Here is a 24,653-nt window from a genome sequence, read left to right as displayed (position 1 = left end):
CAGGCAAGAAATCGGCAGAAACCAATAAACAAGGAGAACCGAAATGCAGTCAATCAAGCGCACAACCTTCACCGTCGCAGGCGTTGCAGCTGCAGCCCTGCTGAGCCTTACGGCATGCGGCGGATCCACCACGACGGCACCGAGCACGGCTGCCCCGTCAGCCGCGCCGACGACGTCCAGCATGGCCCCGTCGCCGTCCATGACCGCCAGCTCAACCGCCATGGACCCTGCCGCAAACCTGGTGGGTCCGGGCTGCGCAGGCTACGCCGAGAAGGTCCCCACCGGCGCAGGGTCAGTTGCCGGCATGGCCCTTGACCCGGTGGCAGTCGCCGCCTCCAACAACCCGATCCTGACCACGCTCACCGCGGCTGTCTCCGGCAAGCTGAACCCCAAGGTCAACCTGGTGGACACGCTCAACGGCGGCGAATTTACAGTCTTCGCGCCGGTGGACGACGCGTTCGCAAAGATCGACCCGGCAACCATCGAGACCCTCAAGACAGATGACGCCCTGCTGAGCAAGATCCTCACCTACCACGTAGTCCCCGGCCAGATCACTCCGGACAAGATCGCGGGCACGCACGCCACCGTCCAGGGCGGTTCGGTCACCGTGACGGGCAGCGGCAACGCGCTCCAGGTGGACGGCGCCAACGTCATCTGCGGCGGCGTCAAGACCAAAAACGCCACGGTCTACCTGGTCGACTCGGTGCTGATGCCCAAGTAATCCAAGGGGGATCCACCGCCGGCCACGCCCGGCACCGCAGTAGGAAGCGGCCCGTTCCGAGGAGGAACGGGCCGCTCCCATGCCGGGAGCGATGCGGCTGCCGGGAACACCAAGGCCCGTCAATTAGACTATGTCCCTGGCCCCCACTTGGCGGCGCCGGCCAGGAACAGCCCAGAGGTGATAGACGAGTGCCCAGCAGTACATCGCGGCGAACGGTCATCAAGACCGGCGCCGTTTTTATGGCCTTAGGCCTGACGGCCTGCACAGGCACCCCGTCGCCGTCACCGTCGTCAACATCAGCCACACCTTCCGCGACGGCATCGGAACCCACCGAAACGTTCACGTTCGGCACAGCATCCCAGCCGTTGGGCCTCGACCCGGCCCTCTCCAGCGATGTGGAAAGCTACCGGATCACACGGCAGATCCTCGAAGGCCTGGTGGGAGTGGACCAGACCACCGGAAAGCCCACCCCGTTGCTGGCGACGGAATGGGCCGACTCGAACGAAGGCCGCACCTACACCTTCAAGCTGCGGACCGACGTGTTCTTCCACGACGGCACGCCATTCAACGCCGACGCCGTCTGCCAGAACTTCAACCGCTGGTTCGCGTTCCCGGCGGACCTGCGCAAGCAAGCTCCGGGAATCTCCTTCAAGAGCGTGTTCAAAGCCCATTCCGATGACGCGGCCCTTTCCATTTTCAAGAGCTGCACGGCCGAAACTGCTGACACCGTCCGGATCGACCTCACCCAGCCGTTCACTGCCTTCCTTCAGGCACTGACCCTGCCGGCCTTTGCCATCGCCTCCCCCGCAGCGCTCACCTCAGGCACTGCAGACGTCCTCAACCAGACCCGGAACGGCAACCCGGTTTCGGCGTTTGCCACCAACCCGGTGGGCACCGGGCCGTTCAGCCTGGCCGCCTGGGACGAAACCAGCGTCCGGCTGGTGACGCACAAGGGGTACTGGGGTGAGCGTGGCCAGATCGCCACCATCAACTTCGTCACCTACGACCACCCGCAGACGCGCCTGCAGGCCCTGCTGGATGGCAAGATCGACGGTTACGACGCCGTCACGGTCGGGAACTTCGATCAGCTCGTCAAACGGGGCATGCAGATCGTCCAGCGCGACCCGTTCTCTGTCATGTACCTGGGCATGAACCAGGAAGTCCCCATCCTGCAGAACCTGAAGATCCGCCAGGCGGTCGAGATGGCCATCGACAAGGACACCCTGATCCGCAAGTTCTTCATCGACAACACCGCCAAGGCCACACAATTCGTCCCGCCCAAGATCAGCGGTTTCAACAACGAAGCTCCCGAGCTGGGCCACGATCCGGCCAAGGCGAAGGCCAACCTTGCCGAAGCCGGCTACGCCGGGGAGGAACTGCGGTTCTACTACCCCCTCAACGCCACCCGGCCCTACCTCCCCACGCCGGAGAAAATCTACGCGGAACTCAGCAGGCAACTGACCGCCGTCGGGTTTAACATCAAGCCCGTCCCGGTGGACTGGTCCGACGGCTATCTCCAGAAAGTCCAGTCCCCGGGGGATCACGCCCTGCACCTGCTCGGCTGGAACGGCGCCTACTCGGATGCGGAAAACTTCGTGGGGCCGCTCTTCGGCGAAAAGAACGGTGAGTTCGGTTACCAGGACCCGCAGGTCTTTTCCAAGATCAACCGGGCGCGGGGCCTGCCTGCCGGCAAGGAACGCGATGACCAATATCACACCATCAACGCCCAGATCGCGGCCACCGTCCCGGCAGTTCCCATCGCCTTCCCTATTTCGGCGCTGGCGCTGTCGGACCGTGTCAGCAGCTACCCGGCGTCCCCGGTGCTAAGTGAAGTTTTCACGAAGGTGCAGCTAAAGCCTTGACGCACGGGCCCAATTTCAGTAAGAGGGCCGGGCAGGGATATTCTGTGACAGCCAGAGCCGCTGCTATCGGAGACTGATTGTGACCTTCATATCAAAGACCCAACATGCCGACGTCGTCCTGATTGGCGGCGGCATCATGAGCGCCACCCTCGGTGCGTTCATCAAGCAGCTTGAGCCGAACTGGACCATTTCCCTGTTTGAACGCCTGGACCAGCCCGGCCTGGAAAGCTCCGATCCCTGGAACAACGCCGGCACGGGGCACGCAGCACTGTGCGAGCTCAACTACTCCCCCGCAGCCAAAGACGGCTCGGTGAACCCTGCCAAAGCCCTGCTGATCAACGAACAGTTTCAGCTGTCGCGGCAGTTCTGGTCCCACCTCGTCGAAAACCAGCTGATCGGCTCACCCAAGGGCTTCATCAACACCGTCCCGCACATGAGCTTTGTGATCGGTGAGAACAACACCAAGTTCCTCAAGACCCGCTACGAAGCGCTCAAGTCCCACACCCTGTTCCGCAGCATGGAGTACTCCGAGGACCACTCCCGGATCGCCAAATGGGCTCCGCTGATCGTCAAGGGCCGCGACCCCAAGCAGCAGATCGCCGCCACCCGCGCAGCCGAGGGCACCGACGTCGATTTCGGAGCACTGACCCGCGAACTCACCACCTACCTGGGCAACAACGGCGTCGAGGTCAACTACGGCCACGACGTCACCGGGATCTCCAAAGCGTCCGACGGCGGCTGGGACCTGACGCTGAAATACCCGGCATCCGGTGAGCACGGGAAAATCCACGCCAAGTTTGTGTTTGTGGGTGCGGGCGGCGGTGCGCTGCACCTCCTGCAGGCTTCCGGCATTCCGGAGAGCAAGGGGTATGGCGGCTTCCCCGTGTCCGGCCAGTTCTTCCGCTGCACCGACGAATCGTTGGCAGCCCAGCACAGCGCCAAAGTTTACGGACAGGCCTCCGTGGGCGCCCCGCCCATGTCCGTTCCCCACCTGGATACCCGTTACGTCAACGGAAAACGCTCACTGCTGTTCGGCCCGTACGCCGGCTTCTCCACCAACTTCCTGAAGAACGGCTCCTACCTGGACCTGCCGCTGTCCATCCGCCCCAGCAACATCATTCCGATGCTTGCCGTGGCCAAGGACAACATGGACCTCACCGCCTACCTCGTCAAGGAAGTGGCCAAGCGCCACGGCGACAAGGTCGAAGCGCTCCGTGAGTACTACCCCGAGGCCAAGGACGGCGACTGGGAACTGATCACCGCCGGCCAGCGCGTACAGATCATCAAGAAGGACCCGAAGAAGGGCGGCGTGCTGCAGTTCGGCACCGAGGTCATCGCCGGCCGCGACGGCACGATCGGCGCCCTCCTGGGTGCCTCGCCCGGCGCGTCCACGGCTGTCCCCATCATGATCGAGCTGCTGCAGAAAGCCTTCCCGAAGAACTTCAAGGGCTGGCAGGGCAAGCTGAAGGACATGATGCCCGGTTACGGCGTGAAGCTGGATGAAAACCCGGACCTCGCCGCCGAGCTCGAAGTTGCCACCGCCAAGGCACTCCAGCTGGAAAGCGTTCCCGCAAACCACTGACGCACCACCGGTCTGGCAGGCAGGTCCGGTCCCCGCAGTCCGTTAATCCCCCACAGGAGACCATGCGATGTTCCGGCTAGCACAACTTTCACTGGCAAACCGGGCACTGATCGCGCTGATCACCGTCTTCGCCTCGGTGTTCGGCGTGATCACCATGTCATCGCTGAAGCAGGAACTCATCCCGTCCATCGAGTTCCCGCAGATCACGGTGCTGACCCCCATGCCCGGCGCCTCGCCGGAAGTGGTGGACAAGCAGGTCAGCGCGCCCCTGGAAACGGCCTTGAACGGCGTGGAGGGCCTGGAGTCCACGTCCTCCACGTCACGCAACGGCTCGTCGCAGATCACCCTGGTCTTCAACTACGGGACGAACCTTGACCGGGCCCGGAACCAGATCGACCGCGCCATCTCCAACGCCAAGCGGTCCCTGCCGGCGGACGTCCAGCCGCAAGCCATCGCCGGCAGCATCAGCGACTTTCCCATCGTGTCCCTTGCGGTGTCCTCCGACAAGCCACTGAGCGAGCTGAACGCCGACCTTCAGCGGCTCTCCGTGCCCAGGCTCCAGAAGATCGACGGCGTCCGCGGCGCCGATGTGACCGGCGGCGCCAGCCAGCACATCGAAGTACTCCCGCGGCCCGACGCCATGGCCGCCAACGGCGCCTCCATCGAGTCCATCCGGACTGCGCTGGGGAACAACGGATCGCTGGTCCCGGCAGGCACCATCGAGGACCAGGGCAAGACCCTGTCCCTGCAGATCGGCAGCCCGGTGGACTCCCTGGACGCCATCAAGTCCCTCCCGCTGGGCGGCGCCAAAAACGGGGCAACCATCGGCACTGTGGCGGATGTGAGCCTGCGCGACAACGATCGCACCTCGATCACCCGGACCAACGGCCAGGAAACGCTGGCGGTGTCCATCACCAAGAAGCCCGAAGGCGACACGGTGGGCATTTCCCACGCCGTGAACGATTCGCTGCCGGCCCTCGAGGCGGAACTGGGCTCCAACGCCAAATTCACCGCGGTGTTCGATCAGGCCCCGTTCATCGAGAAGTCCATCAAGGACCTCACCACCGAGGGGCTGCTGGGCCTGGGCTTCGCCGTGGCCGTCATCCTGGTCTTCCTGATGTCTGCGCGCTCAACCCTGGTGACGGCCGTTTCCATTCCGCTTTCGCTCCTGGTGACGTTCATCGGGCTCTCCGCAACCGGCTATTCGCTGAACATCCTGACCTTGGGCGGTCTCACCATTGCGATCGGCCGTGTGGTGGATGACTCCATTGTGGTGATCGAGAACATCAAGCGGCACCTCAGCTACGGCGAGGACAAGGTCACCGCCATCGTCACCGCCATCCGCGAAGTGGCCGGTGCCATCACCGCTTCGACGCTGACCACCGTGGCCGTGTTCCTCCCCATTGCGTTCGTGGGGGAACTCGCCGGGGAACTGTTCCGTCCCTTCGCGCTGACGGTCACCATGGCGCTGCTGGCATCCCTGCTGGTCTCGTTGACGATCGTTCCCGTCCTCGCCTACTGGTTCCTCAAGAGCCCGGCCGTAGCCGCTCCCGGATCGGCGGCCGCCCGTGAAGCCGCCGCTGCCGCCCGGGCCAAGGCGCACGCGTCGGAACAGAAGAGCCTGTTGCAGCGCGCTTACCTCCCCATTTTGGGCAAGACCCAGAAGCATCCCGTGTGGACGTTGGTTGCCGCCCTCCTGGTGCTTGGCGGGACGGGTGCCATGACGCCGCTTCTGGCCACCAACCTCCTCGGGGATTCCGGCCAAAACAGCATGACCGTCCGGCAGGTGCTGCCCGCCGGCACAAGCCTTGCCGATACGAGCTCTGCGGCGGTACGGCTTGAGGAAGTCCTCCGCGGCATTGACGGCGTCAAGAACGTCCAGGTCACGTCCGGCAACGCGCAGGCAGGCTTCGCCGCCCTCACCTCCTCCGGGTCCTCCAACTCCACCTTCACAGTGGTGACGGATGAGAAAGTGAACCAGGCAAAGCTTCAGGAAACGGTCCGCACCAAATTGGCCGGGGTTGCCGATGCCGGGAAGGTTACTGTCGGCTCCCAGCAGGGCGGCTTTGGCACGTCGTCTTCCGTGGACATCACCATCAAGGCGGCGACCTCCGGGGACCTTCGGACGGCCAGCGACGCCATGGTGGACGCCATGACCGGCATCCCCGAGACCAGTGAGGTGACCACCAACCTTGCGGCCAGCCAGCCGGTGGTCCAGGTCAAGGTGAACCGGGCCAAAACTGCCGCAGCCGGGCTGAATGAATCGCAGGTGGCCGGCGTCCTGGCCGCCACCATCAGCCCTGTGCCCGCCGGCACGGTGCGGATCGAGACCACCGACTTCCCGGTACAGATCGGCAAGGGTACCCGGTTCGCCAGCATCGATGCGGTGCGCAATATTGCGTTGCCGGCCGCCGCCGGACCTGTGACCCTTGGCAGCATCGCCTCCGTGGAGCAGGTGGACGTCCCCCTGTCCATTACCTCCAGCAACGGCCAGCGGACCGCCAAAGTGTCAGTCACGCCGTCGGGCTCCAACCTCGGCGCGGTGAACGCGGAGGTGCAGAAGCGCCTCGCGGAGGTCAGCCTGCCCGCCGGGGTTACCGCCGAACTTGGCGGCGCCACCACCCAGCAGGCGGAGTCGTTCCGTCAGTTGGGCCTGGCGCTCCTGGCAGCCATTGCCATTGTGTACGTCATCATGGTGGCCACCTTCAAGTCCCTGATCCAGCCGCTGATCCTGCTGGTCTCCGTTCCCTTTGCGGCCACCGGGGCCGTTGCGCTGCTGCTGGCGACCGGGGTGCCCCTGGGCCTGCCCTCACTGATCGGCATGCTGATGCTGGTAGGCATCGTGGTCACCAACGCCATTGTGCTCATTGACCTCATCAACCAGTACCGGCAGCCACGCAACGGTTTGCCCGGAATGACCGTTGCGGACGCCATCACCCACGGTGCGCGGCAGCGCCTGCGCCCCATCCTGATGACTGCCCTGGCCACCGTTTTCGCCCTGACGCCGATGGCGCTGGGCCTGACGGGGGGCGGCGGCTTCATCTCCCAGCCGCTTGCAGTGGTGGTCATCGGCGGCCTGGTGTCCTCCACCGCCCTGACACTGGTGCTGGTCCCCGTGCTGTACCGGCTCGTGGAAGGGCGGCGGGAACGCAAAATGCTGCTCCGCGCCATGCAGGGGAATCCTGAGTACGGAGCACCGGACGACGTCGACACAGAGTTCAGTGACTGGACCACCGGTGCGATTCCCAAAGTCAGCGGGCGCCGCGCCGCTGCGGGCGACGCCGAGTAGCCGCACCTTTCAAGACCGCTTCAGGCAAGGCGCTTCCGCCGCTGAAGGCAGCAGGGAGGGGAGCTGATCTGCTCCCCTCCCTGCCTTCTGGGTCAGGCGCCTGGACAGCGCCCGTGATCCACTATTCGGCTGTGTGTGAAGCCCCCAGCAGTTCGCGCACGCGTGCCGAAACCCTGACGAAGTCCGGGTCCTCCATGGTGGCCGCATAGTCGCGGTACGACCCAAGAGGAACATCAAGCGTTTCCAGGATGGTGCCGGGCCGCGCACTCATGACCACCACGCGGTTGGCTAGGAAGGCGGCCTCGGCCACGGAGTGGGTCACCAGGATGACGGTTGTGCCGGTCTCCCGCCAGATCCGGTGCAGTTCGATGTCCATGCGTTCCCGGGTCAGGGCGTCCAGAGCGCCGAAGGGTTCGTCCATCAGCAGGACGTCAGGCTCGTGCAGGAGGGCCCTGCAGAGCGAAACCCGCTGCTGCATACCGCCGGAGAGCTCATGCGGAAAGGACTTCTCAAATCCCCCGAGGCCGGTCATCTCGATCAGCTCATCGGCCCGGCGCGCCGCCTTGGCCTTGTCCATGCCCCGCATTTCGGCCTGGAGCAGGATGTTTCCCCTGACGTTCCGCCACTCGAGCAGCGCTGCCCGCTGGAAGACGTAGCCAATGTCACGGCGCGGCCCCTTGATCTGCTGGCCGCGCCGTTGGGCCTGGCCGCTGGTCGCTGCGGTCAAGCCGGCCACGACCTTAAGCAGGGTGGACTTTCCGCAACCCGAAGGCCCTGCAATGGAAAGGAATTCGCCCTGTTCAACCGTTAGGTTGATGCCGTCGAGGGCAGTCATCCGGCTGCGCTTGGTGGAGTACGTGATGTTGAAGTTCTCGATGGTCACAACCGGCTTGGTGGTAGTCACCGGCTTCTCCTGCAAAAGGGCTGTCATGTTGTCCTCAGCTTTCACTTGGGCTGGTACTGCGAATCGAAGTATTTGGACGCGTCGCTGCCTTCTCCGATGAGGCCGGCTCCGGCGAGGGTCTTGATGGTGGCGGCCCAGTCGGCGGGATCGTTGGTTCCCGGTTTCTTGCCCGCAGTTGCCGGCGTGCTCAGCAGCTTGATGGTTTGCGTCCACTGCTCCAGCACCACCGCATGATCCGGAACCTGGGGATCCTTGCCTTCCATCGACTTGGCCGCCGCCTCCGGCTTGGCGATTGCCGCGGTGAACGATTCCGAGACGGCTGCCATCATTTCCTTGGCGAGCTCGGGGTTTTTGGCCAGGTAAGCGTCCGAGGAGATAAGTCCGTTGGAGTAGAAGTTGATGCCCTGGTCGGCATACCGCAGGTAGGTCATGGCCTTGCCGCTCTTGGCAGCGATGGTGGGGCCCTGGTCATGCGCGAACCCGATCAGCCCGTCGACCTTGTTCGACAGGGCGGCTGCCACCTTGCCCGCGGCGTCGAGGTCTTGCTGCTTGACGTCGGTTTCCGCCAGGCCGGCCGCCTTCAGGAAGAGCGGGAAAGTGACGGTGGGGGCATCGCCGGCGGAGGTCGCGATGGTTTTGCCTTTCAGGTCCGCCACGGTTTCAATGCCCGAGTCCTTGAAGATCTGCACTGCGGACGGGGTGGTTTGCAGGTAAACGCCGAGGCTTTTCACTTTGACCCCCTTGTCCACGTTGGCCAGGAGGGCCGGCGTGTCGGCCCAGCCAAAGTCCATCTGGCCCTGGCCGGTTGCCTGGACGGTCTTGGTGGATCCCTGGCCCGCCTTGATGGTCAGGTCGATTCCGTGTTTCTTGAAGATGCCTTCCTGGACCCCGTAATAGAACGCGGCGTGCTCGCCGTAGGGGTACCAGTTCAACATCAGGGTCACCGGCTTGGCCTCGCCGGAACCCTCGGACTGGGCGCCTCCGGCCGGCGTGCCTCCCCCGCAGGCGGTGAGGGCAAGTGATCCCGCCGCGATGGCGGCCAGGACGGCTGTGCGGATGTGTTTCATAGCGTTCTCTCCGTTGAGTTGGACTGCGGGTGTGGGACTTAGCCGTTGGTGGAGGCGCCGCCGGTGCGCCGGGACGCCTGCCAGGGGACGAGGAACCATTCGGCAACCTGGATGATGGCGAAGAGCAGGATGCCCAGGACGGACATGATGATCAAGGCTGCGAAGAGCATGGCGGTGTCGATATTGCCGTTGGCTTGGAGAATGACATAGCCGAGGCCGTCATTGGCTCCCACGAATTCCCCGACGACGGCACCCGTCACGGCCAGGGTGGCCGCCACCTTAAGACCGGAGAACAGTTGCGGCAGCGACGCCGGCAGCCGGACCTTGAGGAATGTCTTGAACGGATTGGCGCCCATGGTCGAGGTGAGCTCCAGGATTTCCGGATCGACGGACCGGTGGCCTGCCATGCCGGATACAACGATGGGGAAGAAAGCCATCAGAACCGCCACCCAGATCCTGGGCTCCAGGCCAAAGCCAAGCCAGACGACGAACAGGGGTGCAATGGCAATCTTCGGGATGGCCTGGGCAAAGAGGATTATCGGGTACATGGTCTTCTCCAACGACCGCGAATAGACCATCAGGACCGCGACCAGTTCACCCAGGACAATGGCGATGACAAATCCGAGGACGGTTTCCAGCGTTGTCACCCCGGTGTGCTGGACGAGCTAGATGCCGTTACCGGTCAGGGCGTTGAGGGTGTCCTGTGGGCTGGGAAGGATGAAGGGAACCACCCACTGCTGCGCCGTGACCAGCCACCACAAAAGAACGAGGGCGACGACGAACACCACGGGCCGCCAGAACCCTGCCGCCCATTTCGTGAGGTAGTGGTTCTTGGAATGCGCTTTCCTGCTCCACAATCTAGAGTGATTCGGGCCACATGCCAAAGGTTTCGCCGAAATCGGGAAAGCCCTTTTCCTCAACATCCGCAAGGCGCGGCCGGTCCACCCGGCCCGGCCGGCATGACCGTCCAGGCTGGGGGCCTGAAGTTGGCACTAACGGCACTCCGGGCGCCCGGGCGCCGGGCATTTGGGCGCGGCCGCAACGCGGGAATTTTCGGGACCGCGAAACGTTGTACAGATCGATACATGCAAATGCATGCACATCTGGTATCTTGTTAACAAGCCCAGAAAAGCCCACGAACGGAAGGCCAACCATGCAGATCGGCGTATTCAGCGTCAGCGACATCACCGCTGACCCCACCACCGGCCTGACACCCACGGAGAACGACCGCATCAAGGCGTCCGTGGCCATCGCCAAGAAGGTCGAAGAGATCGGCATGGACGTGTACGCCATCGGCGAGCACCACAACCGCCCGTTCTTCTCGTCCTCCCCCACCACCACCCTGGCTTACATCGCCGCCCAGACCGAGCGGATCATCCTCTCCACGGCCACCACGCTGATCACCACCAATGATCCCGTCAAGATCGCTGAAGACTTCGCCATGCTGCAGCACCTTGCGGACGGACGCGTGGACCTGGTCCTGGGCCGCGGCAACACCGCACCCGTGTACCCCTGGTTCGGCAAGAACATCCAGGACGGCGTGGAACTGGCCATCGAGAACTACAGCCTGCTGCGCCGCCTCTGGGATGAGGACACAGTTAACTGGTCCGGCAAGTTCCGGACCCCGCTGCAGAACTTCACCTCCACGCCGCGCCCGCTCGACGGCGTCGCGCCCTTTGTGTGGCATGGCTCCATCCGCACGCCGCAGATCGCTGAAGTGGCCGCCTACTACGGCGACGGCTTCTTCGCGAACAACATCTTCTGGCCCAAGGAGCACTACCAGCAGCTGATCGGCCTGTACCGTGAGCGCTACGAACACTACGGCCACGGCAAGGCTGACCAGGCGATCGTGGGTCTCGGCGGACAATTCTTCATGCGCAAGAACTCCCAGGATGCCGTCAAGGAATTCCGGCCCTACTTTGACAACGCACCTGTGTACGGCCACGGCCCGTCCATGGAGGACTTCACCTCGCAGACTCCCCTTACCGTGGGCAGCCCGCAGGAAGTCATCGAAAAGACCCTGACGTTCCGCGAGTACTTCGGCGATTACCAGCGCCAACTGTTCCTGATTGACCATGCGGGCCTGCCGCTGAAGACCGTCCTCGAGCAGCTGGATCTCTTCGGCGAGGAAGTCCTGCCGGTCCTGCGCAAGGAGTACGCAGCCCTGAAGCCGGCACACGTGCCGGATCCCCCCACCCACGCCGGCCGCGTCGCTGCGCTGATGGCGTCCCAGGCCAACGAAACAGCTTCTTCGGAGGCGTAATGACTGCCGATGCGAAGGAAACTCCGAGCCGCCTCGCCGCGGAAACCTGGGAATCCCTGTTCCGGGCACAGGTTGCCGTCATGCGCAGGCTCCAGTCCGGCAAAGCGTTCAAGAATGTGGCCATCAACGAGTACGACGTCCTGTTCACGCTGTCCCGATGTCCGTCCGGGTGGCTGCGCCTCAATGAGCTCAACGACCATGTCCTCCTGAGCCAGTCAAGCCTGAGCAGGCTGGTGGAGAGGCTGGAAAAACGTGGCCTCATCGTCCGGATGCCGGCGCCGGACGACGGCCGGGGCGTGCTGTTGAAGCTGACCGAACAAGGGGCCGACCTGCAGAAGGAGATTGGCCGCGAGCACGTCCGGGACATCTCCAGTCTGGTGGGGCCGGCCCTGACAGCTGCCGAACTGAAAGAGCTCCGGCGGCTGACGGACAAGCTCCGTGCTTCGGTGGTCGCCAAACCGGTCAGGTGACCGGAAGGCCGGAACGGCTAGCCCGAACAGTTAGGCCAGAACCACCATGCTGGCCGGATCCTCGGCGGGCAGCTGCCCGTTGACCACGGCACTGACCCGCAGCTCGTTCAGGGTCAGGCGTCCGCCCACGGTGGACAGGAATGCCGTGTCGGATGAGTCCCGGCCCGCGGTGATCCGCAGCATCGACTCCCGCGGGGCAAGCCCGGTGGGGTCGATGACATGCCAGGCGCCATCAACGTGGGCTTCCGCCACGGCGTGGAAATCCATCGGGGTCAGACCCGGCGCATAAACTGCCGCGAGCCGTGCCGGGACGTCCTTCGAGCGCAGGAGTGCGATGGCCAGGTGAGCGAAGTCCCGGCATACCCCGCGCCGGTGCAGGAGGGTTTCCACGGCGCCGTCGGTTCCCCGGGAAGAACCGCTGATGTACCTCAACTCGCCGTAGACCCAGTTCCTGACGGCGTGGAGCAGTTCAACTCCGTGCAGGCCGCCAAACTCGGCGTAGGCCGTGGGAAGGAGCCTGTCGGATTCCGCGTAGCGGCTCGGCCGGACGTACCGGATGAGCTCGGCAAGTGTTGACTCCTCCGGCTCCGCCCTCCCCGTCACCGTTGCAGCGTACTCAACCGTCACTTCGGCCGGCTCAGCAAACTCCATGTAGTGGAGCCGGCCGCCGTGAAAGTCAGCGAGTTCGCGGGCCGGGACCGGGGCTCCGTCCGCCGTGATGGTGAGGGTTTCTTCAAAGGAGGTGTAGCCGGGGTTCTTGGCTACGGCGATGGCCAATGCTGCCTTGGTATCCGCCACGGTCATAAAGACCATGCGTGCGGCAACGGTGCGTTCCATGTATCTCCGGGGTGTGAGGTAGTGGCAGAACAGCCGCTCTGGCCCGGCGCTGGTGGCGCCGGAGGCGGTCTAGTTTTTGATCTCCAAGGACATTAGCATCCGCTGCACATTCGCGAAGTCCGGGCTCTCGTCAACATACTTGGCGGCCTGCCCCAGCGTGTCAAAGGTTTTGGCGGGTGCCACTTTCTCATCGGGCGCAAAGGCCTTCAGCACTGCAACGTCCCCGAACGAGTAGTCCCCTTTGCCGGCCGGGCCGCGGACCACATTTCGCAGTTCGCAGGCCTGCCCGTCCGCCCCGCCCACAATGTTCGTGATGCCATAGGAACCGAAGTACCGGTAGCCCTGGATCACGCGGTACACAGCATGCGGCGCGATGGTGCCTTCGCCCGCGAGGCCGGGCAGTGACACGGGAACGCTGCTGATGACCACATAGGGTTTCTTGCCGCTGTCCGGGCATGCGGCTTCCGACGGCGCCAGCCCGGTCCGCAAAGCAGCCATGAAGGTGCCGTCCTGCTTTTTCACCTCGATCTTCAACGCCCCGGGCAGGGCCCCGTCCTCAGGGGTGACGGACTGGGCGATCCATTCTTCGGGAAGGTCGAAACTGACAGTCCGGCCGGGGTCGGTGAAGGTCTTCCAGGCGGCCGCGGTGGCGGCCGGGCCGGGAGTCGCCGCGGCCGACCCGCTTGACGTCGGGGCAGGCTCCGCCGCCGGCGAGCCGCCACCGGTGCTGGTCCCGTCCGGGGAGGCACCGGACGAGGCATTTGGCTGCGCAGTCCATGCGGGACCACTGCCGCCAGGTGCACTGCACCCGGCCGCGAGGGTCCCGGTCACCACTAGCGCCGCGGTCCGAAGTGCCCAGGATGTCGCCCTGCTTGTCATGCAACCAGCCTATCGGGAGGCCGCGGCCGACCCTGGGGCAGACGGCTCGTGTCGCCGTCGGCCCTTCCCCGAAACCAAGGGGCTAGGCTGGGGAGCATGAGGGATGAGCATTCTGGCACAGAAGACCCAAGCTTGGCGGATATTTCTGCCCTCGACATCGCGGACTGGCGGCTCCGGACGTTCGCCCTGTACGAGACTGTGCGAGGAATCGCCGCCGATGATCCCGCCGAGGCGCATTCCCTGTGGCGCCATGAACGGGACCGCATGTTCGGGACCCACCCCGCGTCCCCCCTCACCCCTGAGGACAAAGCGCAGTTCTCCGGCCTGAAGACGGCGGACTACGATCCTGTGTACCGCTTCTACGTACCGCTGACTCCTGAAGGTGCGGGGCGGGAGATGACCGCCGAGACCACCACCGACGGCGTGATTCGGTTCATCCGGCTCGGCACGTTCGACCTCCCCGAACTCGGCCAGCTCGGCGTCTGGAAGCTGCACGGTTACGGGGGCGGCATTTTCGTGCCGTTCCGCGATGCCACGGCCGGCCGCCCCGGCGGTACCTACGGGGCCGGCCGGTACCTGCTGGACACCATTAAAGGCTCCTTCCATGGCGTCCGCGGTTCCGGGCCTGGTGCCGAGTTTGTCCTGGACTTCAACTTCGCCTACAACCCGTCCTGCGCTTACAACGATGCCTGGGCCTGCCCGCTGCCCGGTCCGTCCAACCGGCTGGCGGTCGAAATCCCGGTGGGCGAGCTGTACTGAACCGGCCTTCGCCGTCCCAAAGGCCGCGAGCACTCCTCAAGGCCGCACCCGTCCGCAGGGGCCGCCGTCGAACACTGTCCGGAGGACGTAGGATGTCTTCATGACTTCCAGCGCACCCTGCCGCCTTGCCCGCGTCCGCCCCCTGTCCCCGGTTGCCGCGGACGAGCATTTCTTCGTGGCCAACGACGCCCCGGATTTCGGTTCGGCGGCCGGCCGTTCCTGGACTGTTGTGGATTCACCTTTCCCGGGCTCCCGGGCCAATGCCAACAGTCCGGCGCGGCCAGGCTGGGAGGCCGGGGCCGCCGTGGACCAGGACTCGTTCACGTTCCTTGCGCCGTCTGTTCCAGCCAACGTCCTGGGCATGGCGCACAACACCGGCCAGCCCGGCCGGGACCTTCCGCCGCAGGCCTTTCACAAGGCTGCCACCAGCGTCATCGGCCCCGGCGACGCGATTGAACTGAGTTCCACTGTTGGCTACGTTGACCCGGAGGCCGAGCTGACCGTCGTCGTCGGCCGCACCGTCCGCGGCCTGACGCTGGAAACCGCCCGGAGCGCCGTCCTCGGCTTCACCATCGGCAACGACGTCTCCGCGCGGGACCTGCAGAAGTCGGATGACCTGTGGATCAGCGCGAAGAGCCAGGACACCTTCACGCCCGCCGGTCCCTGGATTGTCACGGGACTCGATGACGCCGATCTCTCCATTGGCATCATCCACAACGGAACCGAACTCAAGGCCGCCAGCAGCGCCGACCTCGGCTGGAAGGTGGACGAAATCCTGGTGTACCTGACTTCCTTTATGACCCTGCATGCGGGCGATCTGGTGCTCACGGGCTTTCCGGCCGAATGCGCCCGGATCCAGCCGGGCGACACGGTGGTGTGCCGCGTGGAGGGTATCGGCGAACTCACCAACCCGGTCAAAGCGGCGTCCTGGGAGGAAACCGCCGCCTGATGTGTCAGGCTTGAAACATGGAATCCCCTGCTGCGCCCGGCGCCCAGCTGACGCAGCAGCCCGTCCGACGGCCGCCGACCACACGGCATTACCCCGGAATCTTCAGGTTTCCGGCCGTCCGTCAGCTCATCCGCTTCACCGGCGTGGGCGTCATCTGCACCGCATCCTCCCTGGCACTGTACGCGCTGTTGCGGCAATGGATTGATCCCCAGCTCGCCAATGCGGCGGCGCTCATCGTGACATCCGTGATGAACACGGCCCTGAACCGCCGCCTGACCTTCAAGATCACGTCCAGCCGGAAGCGGGCGCAGGATCACCTGAACGGGCTGATCCTCATCGTCATCGCGCTGGTCATAACCGGGAGCAGCCTGGGGATCCTGCACGCGGTGCATCCGGCCGCCACCGTGTCTGAGGAACTGTGGACCACCACGCTCTCCGGATTCTTTGCCACGGCCGTGCGGTTTACGCTGCTGCGGCACTGGATCTTCCGCCGCGCCCGCCACATCTGACCCGCTCCACCCAGCGCGACGTCAGCTGCGGCCGAGGGTCCGGACGCTTCCGACGGCGGCGCCCACGGCTTCGGCGGCGGCCGCCACGTCTGTGCCGCTGACGGTGGACTCGAAGCTGAACCGCACTGCCGTCTGCGCGACTTCGGCGTCGATGCCCAGTGCGGTGAGGACGGGTGAGGGCGCGTCGGAGCCCGCAGCGCACGCGGAGCCGCTTGAGCACACCACGCCCTGCCGTTCCAGCTCCAGGAGCACGGATTCGCCGCTGGTCCCGGGAAAACAGAACGAGGCCACGGACGGCAGCCGCTCGGTGGGGTGACCGGTCAGGACAGCGCCCGGAACGGCGTCGAGGACGTCCCGGATGAAGCCGTCCCGCAGTGCCGTCACATGGTGGGCGGTCTGCAGCTGGGCGGCCTGCGCCAGGGTCAGCGCGGTAGCCAGGCCCACGGCTCCGGCCACGTTCTCCGTGCCGGACCGCCTGCCTCGCTCCTGGCCACCCCCGTGGAGCAACGGCTCGATCCGGGTCCGGCCACGGATAAACAGCACGCCACAGCCTTTGGGAGCCCCCAGTTTGTGGCCGGAGATGCTGAGCGCGTCCACGCCGAGCGCTTTGACGTCCAGGGGCAGCCACCCGGCAGCCTGCACGGCGTCAGTATGGAACGGGATGCCCTGGGTCCGTGCCAGTTCCGCCAGTTCCGTCACCGGTTGGATGGTGCCCACTTCATTGTTGGCGTACATGATGCTCACCAGTGCGGTCTCCGGCCGGAGCGCAGCTGCGAGCGCCAGGGGCGTCACCAGGCCGGTGCTGTCCACCGGCACTACGTCCACGGTGAACCCGTGGAACCGTTCAAGGTACCGCGCCGACTCTTCCACTGCGGGATGTTCGACGGCGCTGATCACCACCCGGTTGAGTGCCGGATTTGCGGCCTGCCGGGCCAAGGCGATGCCTTTGACCGCGAGGTTGTCCGCCTCCGTGCCGCCTGAGGTGAAGGTGACTGCTCCCGGCCGGCAGCCGAGCACTTTGGCTACTGTCGCGCGGGCGGCCGCGAGCGCTGATGCAGCGGCCTCACCCAGCGTGTGATGGCTGGAGGGGTTGCCGAATTCGCCGCTGAGGTACGGCCACATGGCCTCCAGGACCTCGCGGCGGACGGGGGTGGTGGCGGCGGCGTCGAGGAAGATCATGGCCGTATCAGCCGGCCCTCAGTTCGACGTCCAGGCCCAGGTCCAGTGCGGCGACACTGTGGGTGAGGCCGCCGATGGAGATGACGTCCACCCCGGCGGCGGCGATTTCCGCGACGGTTCCCAGGTTCACGTTCCCGCTGGCCTCCACGATGGCCCGACCGTCGACCTGTTTTACACCGGCACGGAGCTCTTCGATGGTGAAGTTGTCCAGCATGATGGTGTCCACCCCGGCGGCCAGCACCGGTTCGATCTGCTCGGCGCTGTCCACCTCCACCTCGAAGTGTGTGGTGTGCCCCAGCTGGGCTTTCGCAGCGGCCAGCAGGGTGGTGAGCCTGGCGGGATCTCCCCCGGTCATCACGGCGAGGTGGTTGTCCTTGGCCAGGACGGCGTCGGACAGGCTGTAGCGGTGGTTCGCTCCCCCACCGCACCGCACGGCGTACCGCTCAAGGACCCGCAGGCCGGGGGTGGTTTTGCGGGTGTCGGTGATGCGGGCCTTGGTGCCGCCCGCACGTTCCACGAATTCGGCCGTCTTGGTGGCGATGGCGCACATGCGCTGGACCAGGTTGAGCGCGACGCGTTCGGCGAGGAGCACTGAGCGGGCGCTGCCGCTGACGCGTGCGAGGTGCGTGCCGGCGTCGAACGTTTCCCCGTCGGCAATCAGCAGCTCCACGTCGGTGTCCGGGTCAACCAGTTTCATGGCATCGCGGAACACGGTTCCGCCGCTGAATACCCCGGGTACCCGGGCATTGAGGACGGCGGTGGCGCGGGCCTCAGCCGGGATAAGCAGCTGTGAGGTGATGTCTCCGCTGGGCGCGTCCTCGGCAAAGGCCCGTTCCAGGATGTCCCGGACGGGTGCTGCGGGGAGGGTCAGGCTGGTCATTGAACGAGGCTCGCTTTCCGGCTCATGGTGTAACGCTGATCAAAAGGTTCGACGGCGGCAGGTGCCATCTGCCCGTCGCTGCGGTAGTGCGCACCGAGGGACTCCCGCCGCTCCCGGGCGGCATGCACCAGCAGCCGCGCCGCCAGCAGCAGGTTGGCGTCCTCGTGGGCACTGGGATCCAGCGAGTCCGGAACGTTCAGGGGGTTCCACACATCGGCCCAGGCAGCCAATTCAGTGCCTGCCTCCCGCAGCAGCACCCCGTCCCGAATTACCCCGGCTTTGGCAGTCATGAGCCGTCGAAGTGCATCCCGCGAAAACGGCCCCGGCGCGGCAAAGGACCTCTCAACCGGCCCGGGTGCCGGAACGGTTTCAATCCGCCAAGGACCGGACGCTGACGCGTCAATGGCAACCGGTCCGTTTTCGGTGGCCGCACGCAACGCGAGTGCAGCATCGTCGACCGAGGGTGTTCCGGAAGCGAGCGTCAAGGGGAGGCCGCCAGCGGCCGAGACAGCGAGCGGAGGAACAGCGTCGGGCGACACCCCACTCAACGCGTCCGCAAGGAACGCATCAACCGCCCGGCGCCCAAAAACGAGTCCCTCAAGTAGCGAGTTGCTGGCCAAGCGGTTGGCCCCCTGGACCCCGGTGCAGGCCACCTCCCCTGCGGCCAACAACCCGGGCACGGAAGTACGTCCGTGGAGGTCGGTGACCACGCCGCCCATCCAGTAGTGCGCTGCCGGAGCAACGGGGACCGGTTCGCGGGTCCAGTCAATCCCGGCTTCCAGGGTGCGGGCGCTGAGGGTGGGGAACCGCTTGGCGAGGAAGCCCGGGCCGCGGCTGGCCTCGATCACGCGTGCGTCGAGGAAGACGTGGCCGTTGGGGTCACCGAGGCCGGCGAGGTGCAGGGCAATGCTCCGGGAGACGACGTCCCGCGGGGCCAGCTCGGCGTCAGGGTGGTACGCGGGCATGAACCGTTCGCCGGTGGCGTCCACCAGGATGGCACCTTCGCCGCGGACAGCTTCGGAGATCAGGAGGGGCTCAGCCGTGGCTCCTGCTTCGCTGCCTCCGGTTTCCCGGACGGCGGGCCGCACCATGCAGGTGGGGTGGAACTGGAAGAATTCGAGGTCCGCCACGGCGGCTCCGGCGCGCCAGGCGAGGGCCAGTCCGTCCGCAGTGGCGACGGCAGGGTTGGTGGTCTGGGCGAAAAGCCGTCCTGCTCCCCCGGTGGCGAGCAGGACGGCGTCACCGTGGACACCCAGTTCCCGCCCGTTGTGGAGGAAGTTAACCCCCCTTACTCGGCCGCCACCCTGCAGCAGGGACGTCACCTGCGCACGCCCGATGACCTGTATCCTGCCCGCGGCTTCGGCGGCCAGGACGGTCTGGATGAGTGCCCGGGCCACGCCGGCCCCGGTGGCGTCGCCACCGGCATGCAGGATGCGCGGTGCCGAGTGGGCGGCTTCGAGACCCAGGGCGGGGTCGCCGTCGTCCTCCAGGTCAAAACGCACGCCGAATCGCTGCAGCCCGGCGATGTCCACCCTTGCCTCAGTGCAGAGAACCCGGACAGCTTCCTCGTTGCAGTGCCCCGCACCGGCCTTGAGGGTGTCCGCGATGTGCGCGGCCACGGTGTCGCCGGGCGCCGGCTCGTCCAGTACGGCGGAGATCCCGCCCTGGGCGTAGAACGTGTTGCTGTCCGCGAGCGCGCCTTTGGTCAGCAGGACCACCTCTGCGCCGGCATCGGCGGCGAGCAGCGCGGCGTAGAGCCCCGCAATGCCGCTCCCGACGACGATCAGACGTTGGGGACGCGGCCCTCGGGCTGGGCTCTCTGCTGTCATGGCGGGCTCGATTCGGTTCCGGTGTTACAGCGGGCGGGCGGCGAGCATGCGCTCGAGGGCGGTCTTGGCGTTGTCCTGAACGGCGTCGTCCACTGTGATGCGGTTGACGATGCGCCCTTCGACAAGCTCTTCCAGGACCCAGGCGAGGTAGCCGGGGTGGATCCGGTACATGGTGGAGCAGGGGCAGATGACCGGGTCCAGGCAGAAAATGGTGTGCTGCGGATACTCGGCGGCGAGCCGGTTGACCATGTTGATTTCGGTGCCAATGGCGAACGTCGCTGGCTCTGTGGCTGCGGCGATGGCCTTTTTGATGAAATCGGTGGATCCCGCGGAATCGGCGGCGTCCACCACCTCCATGGGGCATTCGGGGTGCACAATCACGTTGACGCCGGGGAACTCGGCACGGGCCTTTTCGATCTGGCCCACGTTGAAACGCTTGTGGACCGAGCAGAAGCCGTGCCACAGGATGACGCGGGAATCGAGCAGCACCTGCTCGTCGTTGCCGCCGAGTTCCTGGCGCGGATTCCACATTGGCATCTGTTCCAGGGGAACGCCCAGGGCCTTGGCAGTGTTGCGGCCCAGGTGCTGGTCGGGGAAGAACAGGACGCGCTGGCCCCGTTCGAAGGCCCATTCCAGGACAACCTTCGCGTTGGAGGACGTGCAGACGATGCCGCCGTTACGGCCGCAGAAAGCCTTCAGGACTGCGGAGGAGTTCATGTAGGTGACTGGGATGACCGGAACACGGCCTTCGGCGTCGGCCTCGGTCCCGAAGATCTCCTCAAGCTGCTCCCAGCATTCCTCCACCGAGTCGGCGTCTGCCATGTCCGCCATGGAGCAGCCGGCGGCGAGGTTGGGCAGGATGACGGCCTGGTCCGGGGTGGAGAGGATGTCTGCGGTCTCGGCCATGAAGTGCACGCCGCAGAAGATGATGGCTTCGGCGTCGGGCCTGGTGAGCGCCGCGTTGGCCAGCTGGAAGGAGTCGCCGACGAAGTCCGCGTACTGGATGACTTCGTCGCGCTGGTAGAAGTGGCCGAGGACCACTGCACGGTCGCCCAGTTTGTCTTTGGCCGCACGGATGCGGACGTCCAGCTCGGCTTCGCTGGCAAGCTTGTACTCCTCCGGCAGCTGGCCCTGGCGGGGGGTCGCGGCGGGAGCCACGTCGGAGCTGGAGGCGCCGGGTCCGTACGCGGGGGCACCGGCGAGCGCCTCGGCAAGATCGTACTCCCACGGACCCTTGGCCAGGGCGGGGCTGCAGGTGCTGGCCGCGCCCGCAGCGCTTTCAGCCTGCTGGCGCGTGATCAGCTGGATGGCTGTGTTGACGCTGCTCATGGTGTGCTCCTGTTATCGGGGTCGAGGCCGGGGCGGCCGGTGAAGCGGTAAAGGCGGGGCGGGCGGTGCTTGCCGCCTTGGAGGTATTCGCCGGTTGCTTCGATCTCCGGCGTGGATTTGAGTTGGCGGCGGAAGTTGGCCGGGTCCAGGCGGGTGTCCAGGACTGCTTCGTAGACCTCCCGGACCTGGGCGAGCGTGAAGTACTCGCCCAGGAAGTGGTAGGCCACCGAGCCGTAGGCGAGCTTGTTGCGCAGCCGCCACAGCGCGTAGTCGACGATGGCGTTGTGGTCGAAAGCCAGTCCGCCCACCTTGTCGGCGCGGAACCACTTCACGTTTTCCGATTCGTCAGCCAGGGCGGCTTCGGTGGGCTGGACCAGCGCCCAGTAGACGATCGAGACCACCCGCTGCGAGGGCGACCGGTGCAGGCCGCCAAAGGCGTAGAGCTGCTCCACGTAGCTGGGGGCCAGCCCGGTGGTTTCCTGCAGGTTGCGTGAGGCCGCGTCCTGCAGGGACTCGCTGTGCGTCAGCGGGCCGCCGGGAAGGGCCCACAACCCTTTGTACGGTTCACGGATCCGGCGGACCAGCGGAATCCACAGCGTGGGGCGGCCCGAGGATTCGCTGGGCCGCAGGGCGAAGATGACGGTGGAAATGGCAAGCAGTGGTGCCGCTGTGGCACGTTCGGAAACGTTGGCTGAACCTGTGTACATGCTTGCTCACCCGCCTTCTCCCGCCGGCTGCCGGGCCGGGGCACATCCTCGTGTAGTTAGAGTCAGATTGACTAGAACTGATTCTACGACCAGTTTCCGGCGAATCAAAATGTTTCGCCGGACACGCTGCGGAGGAGGTAAGTTCATTAGGTCCCTTTTGAGGGCACCCCTATCCCCAAGAAGGTTTACTCGCATGACATCGAAGTCCACGGCTGTGCGTCCGGAGTCCCACCTCGGCCATGCCATGAAGCCCCGTCAGCTCACCATGATGGGACTCGGGAGTGCGATTGGCGCCGGGCTCTTCCTGGGCTCCGGAGCCGGCGTGCACGCAGCGGGACCGGCCGTGCTGGTGTCCTACCTGGTAGCGGGGACGCTGATCATCCTGGTCATGTGGGCGCTGGGCGAAATGGCCGCGGCGAACCCCACCAGCGGCGCCTTCTCCGTCTACGCCGAGCGGGCAATGGGCAAAACCGCAGGCGCCACGGTGGGCTGGCTGTGGTGGCTCCAGCTGGTGGTTGTCATCGCCGCGGAGGCCCTCGGCGCCGCAGGCCTCCTGTTTACCGTCTGGCCTGTCGTCCCGGTCTGGGCCCTGGCGCTGATCTTCATGGTGGCGTTCACCGCCATCAACCTGACCGGGGTCCGGAACTTCGGCGAGTTCGAATTCTGGTTCGCCATCCTCAAGGTTGCCGCCATCGTGCTGTTCCTGGGCGTCGGTGCTGCGCTGCTCCTGGGCATCCTCCCCGAGGTGGCCTCGCCGGGACTGGCCAACATCACGTCCGATTTCGCCCCCGCCGGACTCGGCGGCATCGCCACGGCACTGTTCGTGGTGATCTTCGCCTTCGGCGGGACCGAGATCGTGGCCGTTGCCGCCGCGGAGACGGAGGACCCTGAACACAGCGTGGGCAGGGCAGTCCGGACCGTGCTGTGGCGCATCCTGATCTTTTACATCGGATCGGTGTTTGTGATCGCAGCGGTCCTGCCGGTCAGCTCCGAGGGCCTCGCTTCGCCCTTCGCCGGGGTGCTTAACGCGGCCCGGATCCCAGGTGCCGGTACGGCAATCACCCTGGTGGCCGTCGTCGCGCTTCTCTCCGCCCTGAACGCAAACCTCTACGGAGCCTCCCGCATGGTGTACTCACTGGCCGCACGCGGCGAGGCGCCCCGCTTCCTGTCGCGCCTGACCGGCGCCAGCGTCCCCATGATCGCGGTGGGCGTCTCGGTGGCGTTCGGCTTCTTCGCCACCGTCCTGGAACTCCTGTTCCCGGACCGGATCCTGCCGGCCCTGTTCCAGCTTGTCGGATCAACGTGCCTGGTGGTGTGGGGCACGGCCCTGGTCTCGCAGCTGATCCTCCGGCGGCGGGCCGACCGGGACCGCACCGACCTGCCGCTCAGGATGAAGGGCTTCCCGGGCCTGACGGTCTTCGGGCTGGCGTTGCTGGCCTTGATCTTCGCCGTCGGTTTCAGCGCCGAAAGCAGCCGCATCCAGTTGCTTTCCACCTTCGCCCTGGTGGTCTGCCTCGCCGCAGCCTGCTGGGTCGGTGCCCGGCTGGCCGGGCGTGAACGCCAGCCCAAGTAAGTAGCAGCAGGTGTTCTTCTGAGCGCTGAAAACGACACCTGCTGCCACCCGGTTGGGAGGGCCCGCACCCGGGGCGTCCGCGGTTGAAGTGCCCGGTCCGCAGGCAGGTAAAGTGGTGCGGGAATGACGCACTGACGCGCCGGGCCCCGCCTGAGCGCCGTACTTGACGAGGACTGACATTATGAGCGGCAGGCACACCGGCGATATGCATTCGCACACTGTTGAGGGCACCGACCCCCAGCTGTACGTGGAGGTGCATGATCCGGCCAGTGACGCGGGGCTCCGGCCCGTCCTGCTGATCCACGGCTTCTCATCCTCCAGCAAGCTGAACTGGGAGGACACCGGCTGGCTGGCTGCCTTCCTGGACGCCGGACGCCGGGTCATCACGGTGGACCTGCCGGGCCACGGCCGCAGCGGCGCACCGGAGGATCTCGATTCCTACTCGCCGAGCCGGATCCGGGCGGATTTGCTGCAGATAGTGTTCGACGCCGGCGTGCGGCCTGCGCACGAAGGTGACCCCGCCAGCGGGGTTGATGTGGTGGGCTATTCACTGGGTTCCCGGCTGGCCTGGGAATTCGGCGCCACGCAGCCCGAGCTGGTGCACCGGATGGTCCTGGGCGGACCGAACATCGCCGATCCCCTGGCTGCCTTCGATCTCATCGCGGCCCAGCGGTACCTCGCCGACGGCACCCCCATTGCCGACGAGTCCACAGCAGGGCTGCTGAAGATGGCCATGCTCCTGCCAAGCAACAACATTTTCGCGTTGCTGTCGCTGGTGGAAGCCATCAAGGCCGAGCCTTTCGACCCCGCCGAAGCCGTCCCGCACATGCCCATGCTGCTGGTGGCCGGCGACAAGGACGAACGCGCCACCACCATGCCCCAGCTGGCCGAGCTGGGCCGCCGGGCCGGGTCGATGGCCGAGCAACTGGTGCTCCCGGGCCGGAACCACACCAACGCCATCACCAGCCGGGTCTTCAAGCAGGGCGCCATTTCGTTCCTGGGTGTCTAGCAAGCACGTGTCTACCACCTGACAGGTGTTTCTTAGCTCCCGCATAGGTTCCCCTG

At 65.8% G+C, this 24,653-nt stretch carries 22 protein-coding genes; 11 read left to right on the top strand and 11 right to left on the bottom strand.

Features of this window, described 5'->3' with window-relative positions; translation table 11 throughout:
• Positions 1-43 precede the first annotated feature (43 nt).
• The 4 genes from NQJ30_RS03455 to NQJ30_RS03440 all read left to right on the top strand — a co-directional run bounded on the left by NQJ30_RS03455 (position 44) and on the right by NQJ30_RS03440 (position 7,454).
• Positions 44-721: a fasciclin domain-containing protein gene (locus NQJ30_RS03455; RefSeq protein ID WP_255768332.1), complete on the top strand. Its 678-nt coding sequence runs from the start codon at positions 44-46 to the stop codon at positions 719-721.
• A 188-nt stretch (positions 722-909) separates the two neighbouring features.
• Positions 910-2,583: an ABC transporter substrate-binding protein gene (locus tag NQJ30_RS03450; protein ID WP_374113212.1), complete on the top strand. Its 1,674-nt coding sequence runs from the start codon at positions 910-912 to the stop codon at positions 2,581-2,583.
• Positions 2,584-2,662: 79 nt separating this feature from the next.
• Positions 2,663-4,165, top strand: a complete 1,503-nt coding sequence (locus NQJ30_RS03445; RefSeq protein ID WP_255768331.1) for a malate:quinone oxidoreductase — start codon at positions 2,663-2,665, stop codon at positions 4,163-4,165.
• A gap of 67 nt (positions 4,166-4,232) precedes the next feature.
• Positions 4,233-7,454 (top strand): efflux RND transporter permease subunit, encoded by a 3,222-nt coding sequence (locus NQJ30_RS03440; protein ID WP_255768330.1) that lies wholly within the window; start codon positions 4,233-4,235, stop codon positions 7,452-7,454.
• Positions 7,455-7,575: 121 nt separating this feature from the next.
• Here NQJ30_RS03440 and NQJ30_RS03435 read toward each other — a convergent pair whose 3' ends face one another.
• The 4 genes from NQJ30_RS03435 to NQJ30_RS03420 are packed head-to-tail and all read right to left on the bottom strand — an operon-like array spanning position 7,576 to position 10,282.
• Positions 7,576-8,358: an ABC transporter ATP-binding protein gene (locus NQJ30_RS03435; RefSeq protein ID WP_255768329.1), complete on the bottom strand. Its 783-nt coding sequence runs from the start codon at positions 8,356-8,358 to the stop codon at positions 7,576-7,578.
• A gap of 41 nt (positions 8,359-8,399) precedes the next feature.
• Positions 8,400-9,425, bottom strand: a complete 1,026-nt coding sequence (locus NQJ30_RS03430; RefSeq protein ID WP_255768328.1) for an ABC transporter substrate-binding protein — start codon at positions 9,423-9,425, stop codon at positions 8,400-8,402.
• 38 nt (positions 9,426-9,463) lie between these two features.
• Positions 9,464-10,072: an ABC transporter permease gene (locus NQJ30_RS03425; protein ID WP_255768327.1), complete on the bottom strand. Its 609-nt coding sequence runs from the start codon at positions 10,070-10,072 to the stop codon at positions 9,464-9,466.
• Positions 10,073-10,090: 18 nt separating this feature from the next.
• On the bottom strand, positions 10,091-10,282 hold the full coding sequence (locus NQJ30_RS03420; protein WP_255768326.1) for a hypothetical protein: 192 nt from the start codon (positions 10,280-10,282) through the stop codon (positions 10,091-10,093).
• Between the two features lie 296 nt (positions 10,283-10,578).
• On the opposite strand from NQJ30_RS03420, the gene NQJ30_RS03415 reads away from it, so the two are divergent.
• Positions 10,579-11,688, top strand: a complete 1,110-nt coding sequence (locus NQJ30_RS03415) for an LLM class flavin-dependent oxidoreductase (protein WP_255768325.1) — start codon at positions 10,579-10,581, stop codon at positions 11,686-11,688.
• A complete protein-coding gene (locus tag NQJ30_RS03410; RefSeq protein WP_255768324.1) occupies positions 11,688-12,158 on the top strand; it encodes a MarR family winged helix-turn-helix transcriptional regulator in 471 nt (156 codons plus the stop codon). The genes NQJ30_RS03415 and NQJ30_RS03410 overlap by 1 nt, the downstream gene beginning before the upstream one ends.
• Positions 12,159-12,188: 30 nt before the next feature.
• Here NQJ30_RS03410 and NQJ30_RS03405 read toward each other — a convergent pair whose 3' ends face one another.
• Positions 12,189-12,995, bottom strand: coding sequence for a transglutaminase-like domain-containing protein (locus NQJ30_RS03405; protein ID WP_255768323.1), 807 nt, complete (start codon positions 12,993-12,995; stop codon positions 12,189-12,191).
• Between the two features lie 69 nt (positions 12,996-13,064).
• Complete coding sequence (locus NQJ30_RS03400) at positions 13,065-13,874, bottom strand: hypothetical protein (protein WP_255768322.1); 810 nt, start codon at positions 13,872-13,874, stop codon at positions 13,065-13,067.
• A gap of 96 nt (positions 13,875-13,970) precedes the next feature.
• On the opposite strand from NQJ30_RS03400, the gene NQJ30_RS03395 reads away from it, so the two are divergent.
• The 3 genes from NQJ30_RS03395 (at position 13,971) to NQJ30_RS03385 (ending at position 16,091) form a co-directional block, all read left to right on the top strand.
• The gene (locus NQJ30_RS03395; protein WP_255768321.1) at positions 13,971-14,633 is read left to right on the top strand and encodes a DUF1684 domain-containing protein; all 663 of its coding nucleotides are present in this window, start codon (positions 13,971-13,973) and stop codon (positions 14,631-14,633) included.
• Positions 14,634-14,733: 100 nt separating this feature from the next.
• Positions 14,734-15,582, top strand: a complete 849-nt coding sequence (locus NQJ30_RS03390) for a fumarylacetoacetate hydrolase family protein (RefSeq protein WP_255768320.1) — start codon at positions 14,734-14,736, stop codon at positions 15,580-15,582.
• Between the two features lie 17 nt (positions 15,583-15,599).
• Positions 15,600-16,091, top strand: coding sequence for a GtrA family protein (locus tag NQJ30_RS03385; protein ID WP_255768319.1), 492 nt, complete (start codon positions 15,600-15,602; stop codon positions 16,089-16,091).
• A gap of 21 nt (positions 16,092-16,112) precedes the next feature.
• Here the strand turns inward: NQJ30_RS03385 and NQJ30_RS03380 are convergent, their stop codons facing one another.
• Genes NQJ30_RS03380 through NQJ30_RS03360 form a run of 5 tightly spaced genes read right to left on the bottom strand, consistent with a single transcriptional unit; the run spans position 16,113 to position 22,015 of the window.
• Positions 16,113-17,270 carry a cysteine desulfurase family protein gene (locus NQJ30_RS03380; protein ID WP_255768318.1) on the bottom strand — a complete coding sequence of 386 codons (1,158 nt, stop codon included), beginning with the start codon at positions 17,268-17,270 and terminating at the stop codon, positions 16,113-16,115.
• A 7-nt stretch (positions 17,271-17,277) separates the two neighbouring features.
• Positions 17,278-18,150: a carboxylating nicotinate-nucleotide diphosphorylase gene (nadC, locus tag NQJ30_RS03375; protein ID WP_255768317.1), complete on the bottom strand. Its 873-nt coding sequence runs from the start codon at positions 18,148-18,150 to the stop codon at positions 17,278-17,280.
• Positions 18,147-19,979 carry an L-aspartate oxidase gene (gene nadB, locus NQJ30_RS03370; RefSeq protein ID WP_255768316.1) on the bottom strand — a complete coding sequence of 611 codons (1,833 nt, stop codon included), beginning with the start codon at positions 19,977-19,979 and terminating at the stop codon, positions 18,147-18,149. Before nadB ends, nadC begins: the two co-directional genes overlap by 4 nt.
• 24 nt (positions 19,980-20,003) lie before the next feature.
• Positions 20,004-21,308 (bottom strand): quinolinate synthase NadA, encoded by a 1,305-nt coding sequence (gene nadA, locus NQJ30_RS03365; RefSeq protein WP_255768315.1) that lies wholly within the window; start codon positions 21,306-21,308, stop codon positions 20,004-20,006.
• Positions 21,305-22,015, bottom strand: coding sequence for an NUDIX hydrolase (locus NQJ30_RS03360; RefSeq protein ID WP_255768313.1), 711 nt, complete (start codon positions 22,013-22,015; stop codon positions 21,305-21,307). The genes nadA and NQJ30_RS03360 overlap by 4 nt, the downstream gene beginning before the upstream one ends.
• Positions 22,016-22,208: 193 nt before the next feature.
• Between NQJ30_RS03360 and NQJ30_RS03355 the strand changes: the two genes are divergently transcribed.
• Both NQJ30_RS03355 and NQJ30_RS03350 read left to right on the top strand, forming a co-directional pair.
• Positions 22,209-23,588, top strand: a complete 1,380-nt coding sequence (locus tag NQJ30_RS03355) for an amino acid permease (protein ID WP_255768312.1) — start codon at positions 22,209-22,211, stop codon at positions 23,586-23,588.
• Positions 23,589-23,769: 181 nt separating this feature from the next.
• Positions 23,770-24,597, top strand: a complete 828-nt coding sequence (locus NQJ30_RS03350) for an alpha/beta fold hydrolase (protein WP_255768311.1) — start codon at positions 23,770-23,772, stop codon at positions 24,595-24,597.
• The last annotated feature ends 56 nt before the right edge of the window (positions 24,598-24,653 follow it).

It is taken from the genome of Pseudarthrobacter sulfonivorans, from assembly GCF_024391045.1.
GTDB classification, from domain to species: domain Bacteria; phylum Actinomycetota; class Actinomycetes; order Actinomycetales; family Micrococcaceae; genus Arthrobacter; species Arthrobacter sulfonivorans_B.
This window is presented reverse-complemented; position numbering and strand designations above follow the sequence as displayed.

What these genes read in the sequence shown, in the direction of transcription:
- nadC (WP_255768317.1), bottom strand. Translation starts at nt 18,150, where the DNA reads ATGACCAGCCTGACCCTCCCCGCAGCACCCGTCCGGGACATCCTGGAA.
- NQJ30_RS03385 (WP_255768319.1), top strand. Translation starts at nt 15,600, where the DNA reads ATGGAATCCCCTGCTGCGCCCGGCGCCCAGCTGACGCAGCAGCCCGTC.
- NQJ30_RS03455 (WP_255768332.1), top strand. Translation starts at nt 44, where the DNA reads ATGCAGTCAATCAAGCGCACAACCTTCACCGTCGCAGGCGTTGCAGCT.
- NQJ30_RS03360 (WP_255768313.1), bottom strand. Translation starts at nt 22,015, where the DNA reads ATGTACACAGGTTCAGCCAACGTTTCCGAACGTGCCACAGCGGCACCA.
- NQJ30_RS03390 (WP_255768320.1), top strand. Translation starts at nt 14,734, where the DNA reads ATGACTTCCAGCGCACCCTGCCGCCTTGCCCGCGTCCGCCCCCTGTCC.
- NQJ30_RS03410 (WP_255768324.1), top strand. Translation starts at nt 11,688, where the DNA reads ATGACTGCCGATGCGAAGGAAACTCCGAGCCGCCTCGCCGCGGAAACC.
- NQJ30_RS03440 (WP_255768330.1), top strand. Translation starts at nt 4,233, where the DNA reads ATGTTCCGGCTAGCACAACTTTCACTGGCAAACCGGGCACTGATCGCG.
- NQJ30_RS03380 (WP_255768318.1), bottom strand. Translation starts at nt 17,270, where the DNA reads ATGATCTTCCTCGACGCCGCCGCCACCACCCCCGTCCGCCGCGAGGTC.
- nadB (WP_255768316.1), bottom strand. Translation starts at nt 19,979, where the DNA reads ATGACAGCAGAGAGCCCAGCCCGAGGGCCGCGTCCCCAACGTCTGATC.
- NQJ30_RS03395 (WP_255768321.1), top strand. Translation starts at nt 13,971, where the DNA reads ATGAGGGATGAGCATTCTGGCACAGAAGACCCAAGCTTGGCGGATATT.
- NQJ30_RS03415 (WP_255768325.1), top strand. Translation starts at nt 10,579, where the DNA reads ATGCAGATCGGCGTATTCAGCGTCAGCGACATCACCGCTGACCCCACC.
- nadA (WP_255768315.1), bottom strand. Translation starts at nt 21,308, where the DNA reads ATGAGCAGCGTCAACACAGCCATCCAGCTGATCACGCGCCAGCAGGCT.
- NQJ30_RS03430 (WP_255768328.1), bottom strand. Translation starts at nt 9,425, where the DNA reads ATGAAACACATCCGCACAGCCGTCCTGGCCGCCATCGCGGCGGGATCA.
- NQJ30_RS03400 (WP_255768322.1), bottom strand. Translation starts at nt 13,874, where the DNA reads ATGACAAGCAGGGCGACATCCTGGGCACTTCGGACCGCGGCGCTAGTG.
- NQJ30_RS03350 (WP_255768311.1), top strand. Translation starts at nt 23,770, where the DNA reads ATGAGCGGCAGGCACACCGGCGATATGCATTCGCACACTGTTGAGGGC.
- NQJ30_RS03405 (WP_255768323.1), bottom strand. Translation starts at nt 12,995, where the DNA reads ATGGAACGCACCGTTGCCGCACGCATGGTCTTTATGACCGTGGCGGAT.
- NQJ30_RS03355 (WP_255768312.1), top strand. Translation starts at nt 22,209, where the DNA reads ATGACATCGAAGTCCACGGCTGTGCGTCCGGAGTCCCACCTCGGCCAT.